Origin of the sequence: Curtobacterium sp. MCSS17_011 (genome assembly GCF_003224275.1) — a bacterium.
GTDB lineage: Bacteria > Actinomycetota > Actinomycetes > Actinomycetales > Microbacteriaceae > Curtobacterium.
This window is the reverse complement of record NZ_QKLE01000007.1, coordinates 93,433-108,332: the sequence shown is the minus strand read 5'-3', so window position 1 is coordinate 108,332 and position 14,900 is coordinate 93,433. Positions and strand designations below refer to the sequence as shown.

Annotated in this window: 9 protein-coding genes and 1 pseudogene; 1 reads left to right on the top strand and 9 read right to left on the bottom strand. The window is 71.7% G+C overall.

Annotation, left to right across the window (positions count from 1 at the left end):
• Positions 1-56: 56 nt before the first annotated feature.
• Entirely contained in the window at positions 57-1,223 is a 1,167-nt protein-coding gene (locus tag DEJ17_RS07445) for a pyridoxal phosphate-dependent aminotransferase (protein ID WP_110892784.1), read from the bottom strand.
• 222 nt (positions 1,224-1,445) lie between these two features.
• Here DEJ17_RS07445 and rpsT point away from each other — a divergent pair, with 222 nt between their 5' ends.
• Complete coding sequence (gene rpsT / locus DEJ17_RS07440; RefSeq protein WP_017886662.1) at positions 1,446-1,706, top strand: 30S ribosomal protein S20; 261 nt, start codon at positions 1,446-1,448, stop codon at positions 1,704-1,706.
• A gap of 195 nt (positions 1,707-1,901) precedes the next feature.
• On the opposite strand, the gene holA is transcribed toward rpsT, so the two are convergent.
• From holA to DEJ17_RS07395, 8 genes and pseudogenes are all read right to left on the bottom strand, one after another.
• The gene (holA, locus tag DEJ17_RS07435) at positions 1,902-2,921 is read right to left on the bottom strand and encodes a DNA polymerase III subunit delta (RefSeq protein WP_027465301.1); all 1,020 of its coding nucleotides are present in this window, start codon (positions 2,919-2,921) and stop codon (positions 1,902-1,904) included.
• A gap of 622 nt (positions 2,922-3,543) precedes the next feature.
• Positions 3,544-4,617: pseudogene (locus DEJ17_RS18180) on the bottom strand (ComEC/Rec2 family competence protein); the annotation flags it as partial.
• A 720-nt stretch (positions 4,618-5,337) separates the two neighbouring features.
• Positions 5,338-6,105: a ComEA family DNA-binding protein gene (locus DEJ17_RS07420; RefSeq protein WP_110892782.1), complete on the bottom strand. Its 768-nt coding sequence runs from the start codon at positions 6,103-6,105 to the stop codon at positions 5,338-5,340.
• A gap of 114 nt (positions 6,106-6,219) precedes the next feature.
• Positions 6,220-8,784, bottom strand: a complete 2,565-nt coding sequence (gene leuS / locus DEJ17_RS07415; protein WP_375342562.1) for a leucine--tRNA ligase — start codon at positions 8,782-8,784, stop codon at positions 6,220-6,222.
• Positions 8,785-8,825: 41 nt separating this feature from the next.
• Positions 8,826-10,514: a thiol reductant ABC exporter subunit CydC gene (cydC, locus tag DEJ17_RS07410; RefSeq protein WP_110892781.1), complete on the bottom strand. Its 1,689-nt coding sequence runs from the start codon at positions 10,512-10,514 to the stop codon at positions 8,826-8,828.
• Complete coding sequence (cydD, locus tag DEJ17_RS07405; protein ID WP_110892780.1) at positions 10,511-12,196, bottom strand: thiol reductant ABC exporter subunit CydD; 1,686 nt, start codon at positions 12,194-12,196, stop codon at positions 10,511-10,513. The genes cydC and cydD overlap by 4 nt, the downstream gene beginning before the upstream one ends.
• 10 nt (positions 12,197-12,206) lie before the next feature.
• On the bottom strand, positions 12,207-13,211 hold the full coding sequence (gene cydB / locus DEJ17_RS07400; RefSeq protein ID WP_110892779.1) for a cytochrome d ubiquinol oxidase subunit II: 1,005 nt from the start codon (positions 13,209-13,211) through the stop codon (positions 12,207-12,209).
• A gap of 16 nt (positions 13,212-13,227) precedes the next feature.
• The gene (locus DEJ17_RS07395; RefSeq protein WP_110892778.1) at positions 13,228-14,640 is read right to left on the bottom strand and encodes a cytochrome ubiquinol oxidase subunit I; all 1,413 of its coding nucleotides are present in this window, start codon (positions 14,638-14,640) and stop codon (positions 13,228-13,230) included.
• Positions 14,641-14,900: the final 260 nt, after the last annotated feature.

The following is a 14,900-nucleotide window of genomic DNA, read 5'->3' as shown; positions in this document are numbered from 1 at the left end:
GCGGGGCGTGGGCCCAGGGCCGTGGTCCGGTCGACGAGGCGGGCGACGGCCGCCGGTCAGACGGTCGCGTGCGCCGGAGCCGGCAGGGCGCCGAGACCGCGCCGGAGGTCGTCCGGGCTGGCTGCGAGGCACACGCGGATCCACCCCTCGCCGGTGCGGCCGAAGGCGCTGCCCGGTGCGACGGCGACCCGCTCGCGCTGCAGGAACCCGAGCGCCCACTCCGCGATGTCCCCGTCGGAGGCGTGCGTCATGTCGATCCACAGGTAGAACGCCCCGCGCGGGTCGAGGTACGGGATGCCGGCGTCGTCGAGCGTCTGCTTCGCGACCTCGAGGTTCGCGCGGTAGTGCTCCCGGGCGTCGCGCACCGCGGAGTGGTCCCCGACGATCGCCGCGAGGGCCGCGTACTGGTCGGGCTCGGCGACGCAGCTGATCATGGCCTCCTGCGTGGTCCGCATCGTCGCGCCGAGCCCCTTCGGCGTGACGAGGTACCCGACGCGGACGCCGGTCATCGCGTACGTCTTGCTCAGCGAGAACGCCGAGAACACGCGGTCGTCCTCGTCGAGCGCGGCCAGGCTCACGTGGCGGGTGCCGTAGGTGAAGTACTCGTAGACCTCGTCGCTGATCACCCAGAGGTCGTGCCGCTTCGCGAAGGCGAGGAGCGCACGGAGGGTCGCCTCGCCGAACACCGAGCCGAGCGGGTTCGACGGCGAGTTGACGATCAGTACCCGGGTGCGTTCGGTGACGCTCGCCTCGAGGGCCTGCAGATCGGGCTCGAACCCGTGCTGCGGCTCCAGCCGGTACGGCACCGGTGTCGCCCCGATGATGTGGGCGTTCATCGTGAAGGTCGTGTAGCCGGGGTCCGGCACGAGGACCTCGTCACCCGGGCTGAGGGTCAGGGTCATCGCCTGGAACAGCGCCTGCGTCGCACCGATCGTCATCCAGATCTGCTCGAGGTCGGCCTCGATCCGGTTCTCACGTCGGAGCTTGTCGCGGACGGCCTCACGCAGGGGTGCGATCCCGCCGTTCGGGGTGTACCCGGTGCGGTCCTCGGACCAGGCACGACGGGCCGCCTCGCCGATGTGCGGTGCCACCGGGACGTCCGGCTCGCCGATCACGAGCATCGTGACGTCGGTGCCGCTCGACTGCAGCAGGGCAGCCTGCTCGAAGACCCTCCGGATGCCGGAGGCGGGCACGGTGTCGATCCGAGGTGCGAGGGAGGGCATGTCCGTCACGGTATCCGGTGCGTGTTGCCGTGGGGTTTCGCCGCGGTCGACCGCGGGGATCCGCCGATCCGGCGGTGTTTCGCGCTTTGGTGGCAGCCCGCTTGCCTGGTAGTGTTGGTGGCTGGCTTCCGCGTTCCCCGCCCACGGGTGGAACGCGATGCGACCAAGGGCCCCTCTACCCTGCGGTCGCGCCCACCCGTACGAGACGAGCAGGAGCAATTCATGGCGAACATCAAGTCGCAGATCAAGCGCATCAAGACCAACCTCAAGGCCACCGAGCGCAACAAGGCGTACAAGTCGGAGCTCAAGACGCACATCCGTCGTGCCAACGACGCCGTCGCCGCCGGCGACAAGGACAAGGCCGTCGCTGCCCTGGCCCTCGCGTCGAAGAAGCTCGACAAGGCCGTGAGCAAGGGTGTCATCCACAAGAACCAGGCCGCGAACCGCAAGTCGGCCATCGCGAAGAAGGTCTCGTCGCTCTGACGTCCTGACCCTTCTGGTCCGAAGGCCCCGCACCGTTGGTGCGGGGCCTTCGTCGTGTGTGGGGCGCGAGTGCGCTGCGTTGCGCTGCGTTCGTTTCGTGAGCAGAAACGGTCGGGTCGCGATGGTGCACCCGACCGTTCCTGCTCACGAAGTGCCGGCCGACAGGCGCGGGACGGCCGGGAGGCCCGTCTCGCCTCAGCGGGGCTCGCCGCGTCGGGCGATGGTGCGGACCATGACCTCGAGCGCGTAGTGCGCGTCGCGCGAGCCACCCTTCACCGCGGTGTCCGCCTCGGCGATGCTGATGATCGCGTTCGCCAACCCGGACTCACTCCAGCCGGCGACGTCACGCTGCGCGCGCTGCACCTGCCACGGCGCCATGCCCAGCGCCGAGGCCGCCTGCCCGCTCGGGCCCCGGAAAGCGCTGACCTTCGCCATCGTGCGGATCTTGCTCGCGAACGCGGCGACGATCGGCACGGGTGCCTCGCCCGTGGCCAGGGCATGCCGCAGCTCGACGATCGCCGGTGCCGACCGACCCGCGAGGGCGATGTCGGCGACCTTGAACGCGTTCGTCTCGACCCGACCGCCGTAGTACTTGTCGACGACCTTGTCGGTGATCTCCTCGGCCTCGTCCGCCAGGAGCTGTCGGCACGCGGCGGCGAGTTCGGCGAGGTCGTCGGCGAACGCGGTCACGAGCGTGCGGACGGCGGAGGGCGCGATGCGGCGTCGTGCGGCGCGGAACTCGGCGTTCACGAAGTCGATGCGGTCGGTCTCGCGCTTGAGCTCGTCGCACAGCACCTCGACCCCGCCGCCGACACCGCTGCGGATGGTGTCGAGGAGCTTCTTGCCGCGCACGCCGCCCCCGTGCCGGAGTACCAGGGTGACGTCGTCGGCGGGGGCCTGCAGGTACGAGATCGTCTCGGTGATGAAGGCGTCGGTGCACTTCTCGACGTTCGTGACCTGCACGAGCCGCGGCTCGCCGAACAGCGACGGGCTGGCGAGGGTGGCGAGGAGCCCGGGGGCGTACTGGTCGGCTTCGAGGTCGTGCACCTCGAGCGCGGGGTCCTCGCCCTGCAGCAGGTCCTTCAGCACACCGCGGGCACGGTCGGCGAGGAATGCTTCGGGCCCGGTGATGAGCACGACGGGTGCCGGACGGATCCCCGACCAGGGCACTTGGTCGATCTTCGCTGCGGCGCGCGCGGGCTTCTTGGCGGCCATGTGGTCCTTCCGGTGGTGCCGACCCGGACGGCGCCGGGTCGAGTGGTGCACCGACGATCCTACGGGCGGCCGCCGACGACGAGCGCTCCGTCCACACCCGCACCTCGTCGGTACCGGAGCGGGCGAGCACCACGGTGCCGCGCTCGTCGGTGCGGAGCGGCAGCGTGCCCGCGGCCTCGAGCATGCCGAGCGCGGACGGCGTCGGATGCCCGTAGGTGTTGTCAGCGCCGACCCCGATGAGCCCGACCCGCGCGGCGAGCCCCCGGTAGAGCTGCGGGTCCTGGTCCGCGGAGCCGTGGTGCGCCACCTTCACGACGTCGATCGGCCCCGTCGGCAGACCACCGGCGTTGCGCAGCCGACGTTGCGACGACTCCCCGAGGTCGCCGAGGAAGACCCCGGTCAGGCACGCCGCACATGAGTCTCCGTCCGCCGGCCCCGTGACCAGCACGATGCTCGCGTCGTTGCCGGCGGCACGGTCCTCGCCCGGCGGCCACAGCACGCGCCAGGCGAGCGGCCCGAGGGTGCCGGAGACGCGGTCGTCCGCCGTCCGGACGTCGACACCGGCACGCCGGAGGTCGTCGACCACCCGCTCGTCCGACTCGCGGCCGACGGGTCCGACCAGGGCGGTCGCGACCCTGTCCGCCACCGCTCCGACCGCGCCGACGTGGTCGCGGTCGAAGTGCGTGAGCACCAGCAGCTCGATCCGGGTGATCCCGAGGAGGTCCAGGCAGGCCCGGAGCCGCTCCTCGTCGTCACCGGTGTCCACGAGGGCGACGGCGTCGTCGCCGCGGAGCAGCACGGCGTCCCCTTGCCCGACGTCGCACGCGGCGACCGACCAGTCCCCCGGCACCGATCCCCGGACGACGAGCACCGGGACGGTGACCGCTGCGACACCGACCACGACCAAGACCCCCGCGGCGAGCAGCAACCGGGAGCCGAGCCGCCCCCGGACCAGCACGGCGACCGCGATGCAGCCGCACACCAGCACGGCGGCGGCCACGCCGAGCGCCCCGGCCGGCCAGGGTGCCGAGGCGTAGGGCAGGGCCGCCGCCGCGTGCGCGATGCCCCCGACGGCGGCGGCCGGGACCCACGCGACGGCCGCGAGCCCCTGCGCACCCACCGGCCACACCGGAGCGAGGCTGCACGCGGCGAGCCCGATCACCGTGACGACCGGCGCGAACGGCTCCGCCAGCAGGTTCGCCGGCACCGCGTAGGTCGGGAGCGCCGCCGACAGCGGGATCGTCACCGGCCAGCAGGCCACCTGCGCGGCGACCGGGATCGCGAGTGCGGCGGCGACCGGCGGCCACACACGACGTGCCAGGAGCTCGGTGAGCGGCGGGCCGAGCACCACGATCCCGCTCGTGGCGAGCACGGACAGGGCGAACGCGAACGACCGCGCGAACCACGGGTCGACCACGAGCATGCCGACCGCGGCGAGGGCGATGAGCGGGACGCCCCGCACCGGTCGACCGGCCAGGTGCACGACGAGCACCACGATCGCCATCACCGTGGCCCGGACGATCGAGGGGTCGGGCCGCACGAGCACGACGAACACCAGGAGCACGCCGACGGCCGCCGCGGCCCGGGGCCCTCGCGGGAGACCACAGGCACGGCCGAGGACCACGACGAGCCCGACCACCACCGCGCAGTTCGCCCCGGACACCGCCGTCAGGTGCGTCAGCGCAGAGGTCTCCATCGCCGCCTCGGTCGCCGGGTCGAGTCCGGAGCGGTCCCCGATCGCGAGTCCGCGCAGCAGCGCCGCTCCGGGCTGCGGCAGGCCGGACGTCGCCCGCACGAAGGCCTGTCGCGCAGAGTCGGTGGCCCCGAGCAGCCCGTCGGGCCGCACCGATGACGGCGTCCCGCGCAGGAACGCCACGAAGGCGGTCGCTGATCCGGGGTCGTCCGGCTGCACTGCCGCGGTCCCGGTGACCCGTGCCCCGGCCGCAAGCACGGCGTCGGGGGCACCAGCGTGCAGGTCGGGGACGAGCCGGACCGGCACCCGGAGCCCGTCGAGATCCTCCGCGCGCACCAGCGTCGCGGTGACGGAGCGGTCCCCCGGCACGAGGTCGCGGGTCAGCACCGCCTCGACGTCGACGTGCCCCGCCCCCGGACCGGCGACGAGCGCACGCAGCGGTTCCGGGGCCCGCCGGGACTCCCCCACGAGGACCGACACCGCGAGCAGCGTCGTCAGGGACCCCGCGACGAGCAGCAGTCCGGCGACGACCGGCACGACCCCGGCGCCCCGACGCCACCGGAGCACGCTGCCGCTGACGCCGGTCAGGAGCGCCGCGGCCCCACCGACCACGGGTGCCACGTCGGGCACGCCGACGAGCAGGGCGGTCGCGATCCAGGCGACCGCCACCGGCACCGCGACCCGCAGGTCGATCGCACTCGGTGTGAGCTGCACCGTCGCCCCTCAGACCCGCACGCGATCGCGGAGCTCGGCGAACCGCACGTCGCCGATGCCGCTGACGTCGAGCAGGTCCTCGACCGCGGTGAACCGGCCGTGCTCGTCACGCCAGGCGATGATCCGCCCGGCCAGCCCGGGTCCGATCCCGGGCAGGGTCTCGAGCGCGGATTGGTCGGCGGTGTTCAGGTCGACGACGGTGGACCCCTCGCCCCCGGCGCCCGCAGTGCCACCGCCGCCCCCGGCCCCGGCAGCGGCAGTCGGCCCGGCGGCAGCACCGTCTGCCATCGGCCCGAGCGCCTCGGGCACCTCCTGTTGCCCGAGGCGCGGCACGTACAACCGCTCGCCGTCCGTCAGCACCCGGGCCAGGTTCAGGCGGTCGAGGTCGGCGTCGTCCGTGGCGCCACCGGCACGTTCGAGCGCGTCCCCGACCCGGCTCGATGCCGGCAGCTCGACCACACCGCTCCGCCGCACCGCCCCGAGCACGTGCACCACGACGCGCCCGACAGCAGGAGCGGACGGAACAGCACCGGCAGACGCTGACGCTGCACCCGCTGCACCCGCTGCACCCGCTGCCCCGCTTGCACCGGCCGTCGGCGCGCCACGCACGACGACACCGCCAGTCCCCCCGGCGCCCCCGCCGCCACGCGACGCCAGCGCCCCGACGAGCACCACGACGACGGCGACCGCCACCACGACCGCCGCCAGCACCACGGCGGCCCGCGGTGACAACGCGAGACGGGACCACCAGGGTCCGGGAGACGAAGGGGACGACATGCCCCGAACGCTACGGAGCCCCGCCGATCGGCCGGGCTCCGGAGGTCACACCTGTGGACGGGTGCCGCGATCGCCCCTGCTGTGGAGGGACGATCGCGCGAGCTTGCGCTCCACCTACCCCTTGATGGCGATGTTCACGAGCTTCGGGGCCCGGACGATCACCTTCACGATCTCGCGGTCACCGATGTACCGCTGCACGTTCGCCGACGACCGTGCCAGCTGCTCGAGCTCGTCCGCCTCGATCGACTTCGACACCTCGAACGAGTCACGCACCTTGCCGTTGACCTGCACGACGGCCGTCAGGGTCTCCTGCACGAGCAGCGTCGGGTCGGCCTTCCGCCAGCCGTACGTGGCGACGGTGGCCTCGTAGCCCAGCTTCTCCCACATCTCCTCGCCGGTGTACGGCGCGAAGACGCTCAGGCCGAGCGCGATCGTCTCGACGGCCTCGCGCACGGCGGGATCGTCGGCGCCGGGGCCGCTGTCGATCGCCTTGCGGGTGACGTTGACCAGGTCCATCAGTCGCGCGATGACGACGTTGAACTTGAACGACTCCATCATCCCGGGGGCGTCGGCGAGGAACCGGTGGGTGACCTGGCGGAGTGCCCGGTCGCCGTCGGCCCACACGGCGTCACGTGCGGACGTGACGTCGAGCGCCAGGCGGTACGCCCGCGCCAGGAACCGAGCCGAGGCGGACGGTGAGACGTCCTCCCAGTTGATGTCGTCCTCCGGCGGGCCGGCGAAGCCCATGACCAGGCGGATGGCGTCGACGCCGTTCGCGTCGAGCTCGTCGCCGAGCGAGACGCCGCCCTTCGACTTCGACATCTTCGAGCCGCCGGACAGCACCATGCCCTGGTTGAGCAGCGCCGAGAACGGCTCGGTGAAGTCGAGGTACCCGAGGTCGAACAGCACCTTGGTGACGAAGCGGGCGTAGAGCAGGTGCAGGATCGCGTGCTCGATGCCACCGATGTACTGGTCGACGGGGGCCCAGCGGCGTGCGGCAGCCGGGTCGAACGCCTGGGTGTCGTCCTGTGCCGACAGGAACCGCAGGAAGTACCACGACGAGTCGACGAAGGTGTCCATCGTGTCGGTGTCACGGAGCGCCGGAGTGCCGTCGACGGGGTTCGGGACGTTGACCCAGTCGGTGGCTCCGCCGAGCGGCGAGGTGCCCTTCGGCTTGAGGTCGAGGCCCTCGGTGTCCGGCAGCCGGACCGGCAGCTGGTCGAGCGGCACCGGGTGCTCGCTGCCGTCGGCGCCGTGGATGATCGGGATGGGGGTGCCCCAGAACCGCTGGCGGGAGATGAGCCAGTCGCGCAGACGGTAGGTCTTGGCGGCACGGCCGGTGCCGCGTTCCTCGAGCAGTGCGATGGCCGCGGTGATGGCGTGCTGCTTCGACATGCCGTCGAGTGGCCCGGAGTTGATCATCCGGCCCTGGCCAGTCAGTGCTTCGCCGGTGGCGACCGGGTCGAGCGTCGGCACGTCGAAGTCGTCGAGCGTCGCGCCCTCCGGGATCACCGGGATCGCCCCGGTGACGGCGGCGTTCGTGTCGACGACGACCTTCACCGGCAGGTCGAACGCCCGCGCGAAGTCGAGGTCGCGCTGGTCGTGCGCGGGCACCGCCATCACGGCGCCGTGGCCGTAGTCGGCGAGGACGTAGTCGGCGGCCCAGATCGGCAGGCGTTCCCCCGTGAGCGGGTGGATCGCGAACCGGCCGAGCGGCACGCCGGTCTTCGGGCGGTCGGCGTTCTGCCGGTCGATCTCGGACGTCTTCTGCGTCGCCGTCAGGTACTCAGCAAACGCGGTACGCACGGACTCGTCGGCCGACTCCACGAGCGACGCCGCCAGGTCGGAGTCCGGCGCGACGACCAGGAACGTCGCCCCGTGGATCGTGTCCGGACGCGTGGTGAAGACCGTGACGGGCTCGTCGCGACCCTCGATCACGAAGTCGACGTCGGCGCCGACCGAGCGGCCGATCCAGTTGCGCTGCTGCGCGATGACCTTCGCCGGCCAGCGCCCCTCGAGCTGGTTCAGGTCGTCGAGCAGGCGGTCGGCGTACTCGGTGATCTTGAAGTACCACTGCGTGAGCTTCTTCTTCACGACGACGGCGCCGGAGCGGTCCGAGGTGCCGTCGGGCAGGACCTGCTCGTTCGCGAGCACGGTCTGGTCCACTGGGTCCCAGTTCACCCAGCTGTCCTTGCGGTACGCCAGGCCCTTCTCGTACATCTTCAGGAACAGCCACTGGTTCCACTTGTAGTACTCGGGGTCCGAGGTGTGGATCTCGGTGGTCCAGTCGAACGACGGCGCGTAGCGCTTGAAGGACGCCTTCTGCTGCTCGATGTTCGCGTAGGTCCAGTCCTTCGGGTCGACCCCGCGCTTGATCGCCGCGTTCTCGGCGGGCAGACCGAAGGAGTCCCACCCGATCGGGTGCAGCACGTTGAAGCCCTGCTGGCGCCAGTAGCGCGCGACGAAGTCCCCGAGGGCCCAGTTCTCGGCGTGCCCCATGTGCAGGTCGCCGGACGGGTACGGGAACATCTCGAGGATGTACTTGCGCGGACGGGTGTCGTCGAGGTCGGTGGTGAAGAGCCCGAGCTCTTCCCAGCGGGGCTGCCACTTCTCCTGGATACGACGGAAGTCGTAGGCGTTCGGGTCCTCGGCGTGCTGCTCGGTGGTCACGGTCGTCAACGATACAAGCCGGGAGGCCCGTCCCGCGTCCGTCTGTCGGCTCACCCGGCGAGCAGGCGTCCGTCCCGCATCCACAGGGTGCGGTCGACCAGGTCCGGCGCCACCGGGACGTGCGACACGATGACGACCGTCCGACCCGCTGCGCGGGCCGTGGTGACGAGGTCGCGCAGCACGGTGTCACCGAGGTCCGGATCGACGTCGGCCGTCGGCTCGTCGAGCACCAGCACCGGGAACGCGTGCAGCAGCGCGCGGGCCAGCGCGAGCCGGTGCGCCTGACCGCCGGAAACGAGCACGCCGCGTTCCCCGACCGAGGCGTCCAGCCCGCCCCGCCGCTCGACCCAGTCCCCCAGGCCGACCCGGTCGAGCACGGCGAGCAGCTCGTCGTCGGTCGCGGTCTCGCGGGCGAAGAGCAGGTTCTGCCGCACCGACTGGTCGAACACGAACGGGTCCTGTTCGATCAGGCCGACCCGCGCCCGCACCGCGTCCGGGTGCATCGCCTTCGCCTCGACGCCGTCGAGCGTGTAGGAGCCCTCGTGCTCCACGAACCGGACGAGCGCGTCGACCAGGGTCGACTTGCCGGCGCCGCTCGGCCCCTGGAGCACGACGACCTCGCCGGGCGTGAGCGTGAACGAGACCCCGTCGACCGCGGGCTCGGCAGCCCCCGGCCAACGGACCGTGAGGTCGTGCACGGCGAGCGTGACCGGCCCCTCGACCACGAGCGACGCCGGGTCGGCGTCCTCGTCTGGCTCGGGGACGACGCCGACGGGCACCTCTGCGGGCACGACCTGCTCGACCCGTTCGGCCGCAGCCCGCACCCGGCGGAGCGTCAGGACGGCGAGCGGGACGGTCCCGACGACCTCGAAGAGCGCCAGCGGCACGAAGACCGCCAGTGCCCAGAGCGGACCGTCGAGCGCACCGGACACCACGGCGGGGGCACCGACGGCGAGGATCCCGATCACCGCGCCGCCACCGACCAGACCGACGAGGGCGCCGACGAGCGACTCGACCGTACCGCGACGTCGGACGGCCCGGGTGACACCGGCGTCGAGGCGGGCGATGTGTGCGAGCCGCTCGTCGAAGGTGCCGTAGGCGGCGAAGACGTCGAGCGTCCGGACGGTGTCGAGCACGAGGTCCGCGACGCGACCCCGGTCGGCGGCGGTCTCGCGGTCCGTGCGCTCGGCGATCGACCGGGTGACGATCGTGCCGACCAGGGCCGCCACCACCAGCGCGAGGAGGAGCACGAGCGCCGCCGGCACCGACACGAGCGCCACGGCGACGACCGACAGCAGCGCGGCCACCCCGGCGGAGACGAGCGGACCGACGACTCGGATCGGAAGGTCCTGCAGCCGGTCGGTGTCGGTCACCAGGCGCGTCATGAGGTCACCGCGTCCGGTCCGACCGAGTCCCGCGGGCGCGATCGACGCGAGCCGCCGGTACATCTCCGTCCGCACCACGGCCAGTTGCCGGAAGGACGCGTCGTGCCCGGCGAGCCGGTCGACGTAGCGCAGCACGGCACGCCCCAGCGCGAAGGCGCGCACGCCGACCATCACGAGCGTCAGGTACAGGATCGGCGGGTGCTCGGCTGCACGGGTGATCAGGTAGCCGCTCGCGGCGAGGAGCGCGACGGCGCAGACCGCGCTGAGCGATCCGGCGGCGACCGCCTTCGCCCAACCCGACCCGCGCGGCATCGCGAGCCGCAGGACGGAGCCGCCACGGGCCTCCCGGCTCATGCGCGCACCTCCCTGCGGACCGTCACGGATCCGCCAGCGCGGACGTCCACGCGGACGTCCGCCGCGGCGACGACCGCCGGTCGGTGGCTGGCGACCACGACGACGGCGCCGTCGGCCGCCAGACCACGGGCGGCCGCGATGACCCGTGCCTCGGCCTCCGCGTCCAGCGCGGACGTCGGCTCGTCGAGCAGCACGAGGGGCGTGGCGGCGCGGCGCGCGCGGTACAGCGCGCGGGCGACGGCGACGCGCTGTGCCTGGCCGCCGGACAGTCCGCTGCCACCGGCGCCGACCGGGAGGCCCGGGTCGAGTCCCAGCCCCGCGTCGCCCAGGGCGGTGCGCACGTCGGCTTCGTCGGGGGTCGCGCTGAGCGCGACGTTCTCGGCGATCGTCCCGCGGACGAGGCGCGGCCGCTGGTCGGCCCACGTGGTGCGCTCGGCGACGGAGGCACCGGCCGGGCCGGGCACGGTGACGACACCGAAGTGCGGCAGGACGCCGCGGAGTGCGGCGATGATGCTCGACTTGCCGGAACCGCTCGGGCCGGCGAGCACGACCACGGTGCCGGGCTCGGCGTGCAGGTCGAACGGCCCGATCACGACGTCGGGCCGGCGGATGGTGACCCCTCGGACATCCAGGGCGGTGGCGGGTGCGGCGGGGCCGGTGCCGGTCCGGCTGTGGGTCGTTCTGCCGCTCCTGCCGGTCGCGGACGCGGATGCGGTCTCGTCGTCGGACAGCACGTCGAGCACCGCTGCCGAGGCCTCGACGCCGTCCTGGGCGGCGTGGAAGTCGGCGCCGACCTGGCGGATGGGGGCGAAGGCCTCCGGTGCCAGCACGAGCACGAACATCGCGGCGCCGAGGCCGAGCGAGCCGTCGACCAGGCGGATGCCGATCGAGACGGCGACCAGTGCGACGGACAGGCTCGCCGCGAGTTCGAGCGCGAAGCCGCTCACGAACGACAGCCGGAGCACACCGATCGTGCCGCGGCGGTACTCGTCGGTGACCGTCCCGATGCGACCGACCTGGCGGCGGGCACGGCCGAAGACCTTGAGCGTGGCGAGCCCCTCGACCGCCTCGGTGAAGGCGCCGCCGAGCTTCGCGAGGGCGTCCGACTGCTTCCGCTGCAGCGACTGCGTCGCCAGGCCGATCAGGATCATGAAGACCGGGATCACCGGCAGGGCGAACAGGATGACCAGCCCGCTCGTCAGGTCGGCCAGGCCGATCGCGACCAGGAGCACCGGCGTCGCGATCGCGGTGAGCGCGAGCTGCGGCAGGTACCGGCCGAAGTAGGCGTCGAGTGCGTCGAGTCCGGGGCCGAGGGTGGTGGCGAAGCCGGCGCTCGACCGGCCGGCGAGCCACGACGGACCGCGCTCGGCGGCGCGGGCGAGCACCGTCGTGCGCATCTCGCTCTTCACCTTCACAGCAGCGCGGGCCGCCAGGTCGTCGGTGGCCCACGCGGCCACCGCACGCAGGACGAACGCCCCGCCGAGCAGCGCGAGCGCCTGCCCGAACGCCGCCGGCACCCTGCCGTCGCCCACGGCGTCGACCCCGAGGGTGACGGCCGCGGCGATCCCCCACGCGATCGCGATGGTCGCGAGCGTGCGGAGGACACCGGTGCCGGAGGCGGCGACGATGAAGCCGCGCGCCGTCCGGGACAACCGCAGGAGTCGGGGGTCGAGGGGCTTCATCGTCGTCCGCCTAGTGCGCGGCCGCGGTGACCTGAGCGCGGGAGACGCGCTTGCGGAACACCCAGTAGGTCCACGCCTGGTACGCGAAGACCAGGGGCACGAAGATCAGCGCGACCCAGCTCATCACGGTCAGCGTGTACGACCCGGACGAGGCGTTGTACACGTTCAGGCTGTTCGCGACGTCGTTCGAGGCCGGCATGACGTCGGGGAAGATCGCCGTGAACATCGCGAGCACGATCGCGGCGATGGTGACCGCCATCAGCGTGAAGGCGCGCCCCTCCTTGCCCCAGGCGTTGCAGAGCACGGCGAGCACCAGGGCCAGGGCGGCGACCACGGAGAGCACCAGCGAGGCCGGGGTGGCCCGGACGAAGGCCATCGACACCAGGAACGCGGCGCCGACGACGATCGTGACGATTCCGGCCCGGGTCGCCAGGCGCTTGGCGCGGACGCGGACGTCGCCCTCGGTCTTGAGCGCGACGAAGACGACCCCGTGGGTGAAGAACACCAGCAGCGTCGCGGCACCGGTCAGCAGCGCGAACGGGTTGAGCAGGTCGAAGATCGTGCCGGTGTAGTTGTGCCCGGCGTCCATCGGGATGCCACGGACGACGTTGCCGAACGCGGCGCCCCACAGGAACGACGGCACCGCGCTGCCGACGATGATCATCAGGTCGAAGCGGCGCTTCCACTCGAGGTGCTTGTTCTGGTGCCGGTACTCGAACGACACCCCTCGGGCGATGAGTGCAGCGAGGATGAGCAGCAGCGCCAGGTAGAACCCGGAGAACATCGTGGCGTACCACTCCGGGAACGCCGCGAACAAGCAGGCCCCGGCGACGATGACCCAGGTCTCGTTGAGGTCCCAGACCGGGCCGATGGTGTTGATCAGGACCCGACGGTCGGTGTCGTCCTTGCCGAGGAACGGCAGGGACATACCGACACCGAAGTCGAATCCGTCGAGGACGAAGTAGCCGACGAAGAAGACGCCGACGATCGCGAACCAGAGAACGGGGAGATCCATCAGGCAGCGTCCATTTCTAGTAGACCGTCACTTCGTGCTTGACCTCGCCGGTCTCCTCGTCGACCTCGGCCGGGTCGGCGGGCCCCTCTTGCGCGACCTTCTTGATGAGCTTGAACTCGACGACGGCCAGCGAGCCGTAGATCAGGGTGAAGACCAGCAGCGAGATGAGGACTTCGAGTCCGGTCACGTTCGGCGACACACCGTCCTTCGTCTGGAGCAGCCCGAACACGAGCCACGGCTGGCGACCCATCTCGGTGAAGACCCAACCGACGATCATCGCGGCCATCGGCAGCGGCACCGTCCAGGTGGCGATGCGCCACACCCAGCGCTGCGTCGGGAACCGGCCCTTGCGGGTCAGCCACAGCCCGACCAGCGAGACCATGACCGCGCCGACGCCGAGGGCGATCATCCAGCGGAACGACCAGTAGGTGACCCAGATGATCGGCTTGTAGTCGCCGGGGCCGTACACCTGCGTGTACTGCGCCTGCAGGTCGTTGATGCCCTCGACCGTGCCGTTGAACGTGTGCGTCGACAGGAACGACAGCAGGTACGGCACCCGGATCGAGAACAGCTCGTGCACGCCGTCCGGGGTGCCGAGCGTGAAGATCGAGAACGAGGCGTCCTTGCCGGTCGCGGTGTTGTACAGCGCCTCGGCAGCCGCCATCTTCATCGGCTGCGTGTCGACCATCGTCAGTCCGAGCTGGTCGCCGGTCAGGACGGTCAGCGCGCCGGCCGCGAGCATGGTCCACATGCCGAACTTGAGCGCCGGCATCATCGTCTCGAGGTTCTGGTTGCGGGCCAGGTGGTAGGCCGCGACCGAGATGATGACCGCCGCGGCGACCATGAAGCAGGCGAAGAGCGTGTGCGGGAACGCGGCCAGGGCGACCTTGTTGCCGAGCACCGCCCAGATGTCGGTGAGCTCCGCGCGGCCCTTGGCCTCGTTCATCGCGAAGCCGACCGGGTGCTGCATGAACGCGTTCGCGGCGATGATGAAGTACGCCGACATGATCGTGCCGGCGCTGACGCACCAGATGCTCGCCAGGTGCAGGCCCTTGGGCAGGCGGTCCCAGCCGAAGATCCAGATGCCGATGAACGCAGCCTCGAAGAAGAACGCCAGGATCCCCTCGAGCGCGAGCGGTGCGCCGAAGACGTCACCGACGAAGCGCGAGTAGTTCGACCAGTTCATGCCGAACTGGAACTCCTGCACGATGCCCGTCACGACACCCATCGCGAAGTTGATCAGGAAGATCCGTCCGAAGAACCGCGTCAGCTGCAGGTAGTGCGCGCGGCCGGTCCGGTACCAGGCGGTCTGGAACACGGCCACCACGGCTGCCATGCCGATCGTCAGCGGGACGAAGAGGAAGTGGTACATGGTCGTCAGACCGAACTGCCACCGCGACAGGAGGAGCGGATCGAGGAGGTCGTTCATGCGGCGATTCCGAGACGGGTGGCCGCGCGCTGTTCGTGCACGTCAGTTGCTTCCTGTGGAACGGATACATCAGGTGTCACAGCCCTTGGGACACCTCAACGCTATCGCGGGGCGCACCACTTCGACAACTTGTAGAACCTCCCGTTGCACAAACGTGCACAGCCTCTGCACGGCACAACCGTGCGGCACGGATGTTCGCGCTGTCCCTGGCGCGAACGACGACAGGCGCCGGGTAGATACCCGACGCCTGTCGTTCAACT

Bases quoted from the DNA above. Each gene is read 5' to 3' on its own strand.
- DEJ17_RS07420 (WP_110892782.1), bottom strand. From the start codon at position 6,105: ATGTCGTCCCCTTCGTCTCCCGGACCCTGGTGGTCCCGTCTCGCGTTG.
- cydC (WP_110892781.1), bottom strand. From the start codon at position 10,514: ATGAGCCGGGAGGCCCGTGGCGGCTCCGTCCTGCGGCTCGCGATGCCG.
- cydB (WP_110892779.1), bottom strand. From the start codon at position 13,211: ATGGATCTCCCCGTTCTCTGGTTCGCGATCGTCGGCGTCTTCTTCGTC.
- cydD (WP_110892780.1), bottom strand. From the start codon at position 12,196: ATGAAGCCCCTCGACCCCCGACTCCTGCGGTTGTCCCGGACGGCGCGC.
- DEJ17_RS07395 (WP_110892778.1), bottom strand. From the start codon at position 14,640: ATGAACGACCTCCTCGATCCGCTCCTCCTGTCGCGGTGGCAGTTCGGT.
- rpsT (WP_017886662.1), top strand. From the start codon at position 1,446: ATGGCGAACATCAAGTCGCAGATCAAGCGCATCAAGACCAACCTCAAG.
- DEJ17_RS07445 (WP_110892784.1), bottom strand. From the start codon at position 1,223: ATGCCCTCCCTCGCACCTCGGATCGACACCGTGCCCGCCTCCGGCATC.
- holA (WP_027465301.1), bottom strand. From the start codon at position 2,921: ATGGCCGCCAAGAAGCCCGCGCGCGCCGCAGCGAAGATCGACCAAGTG.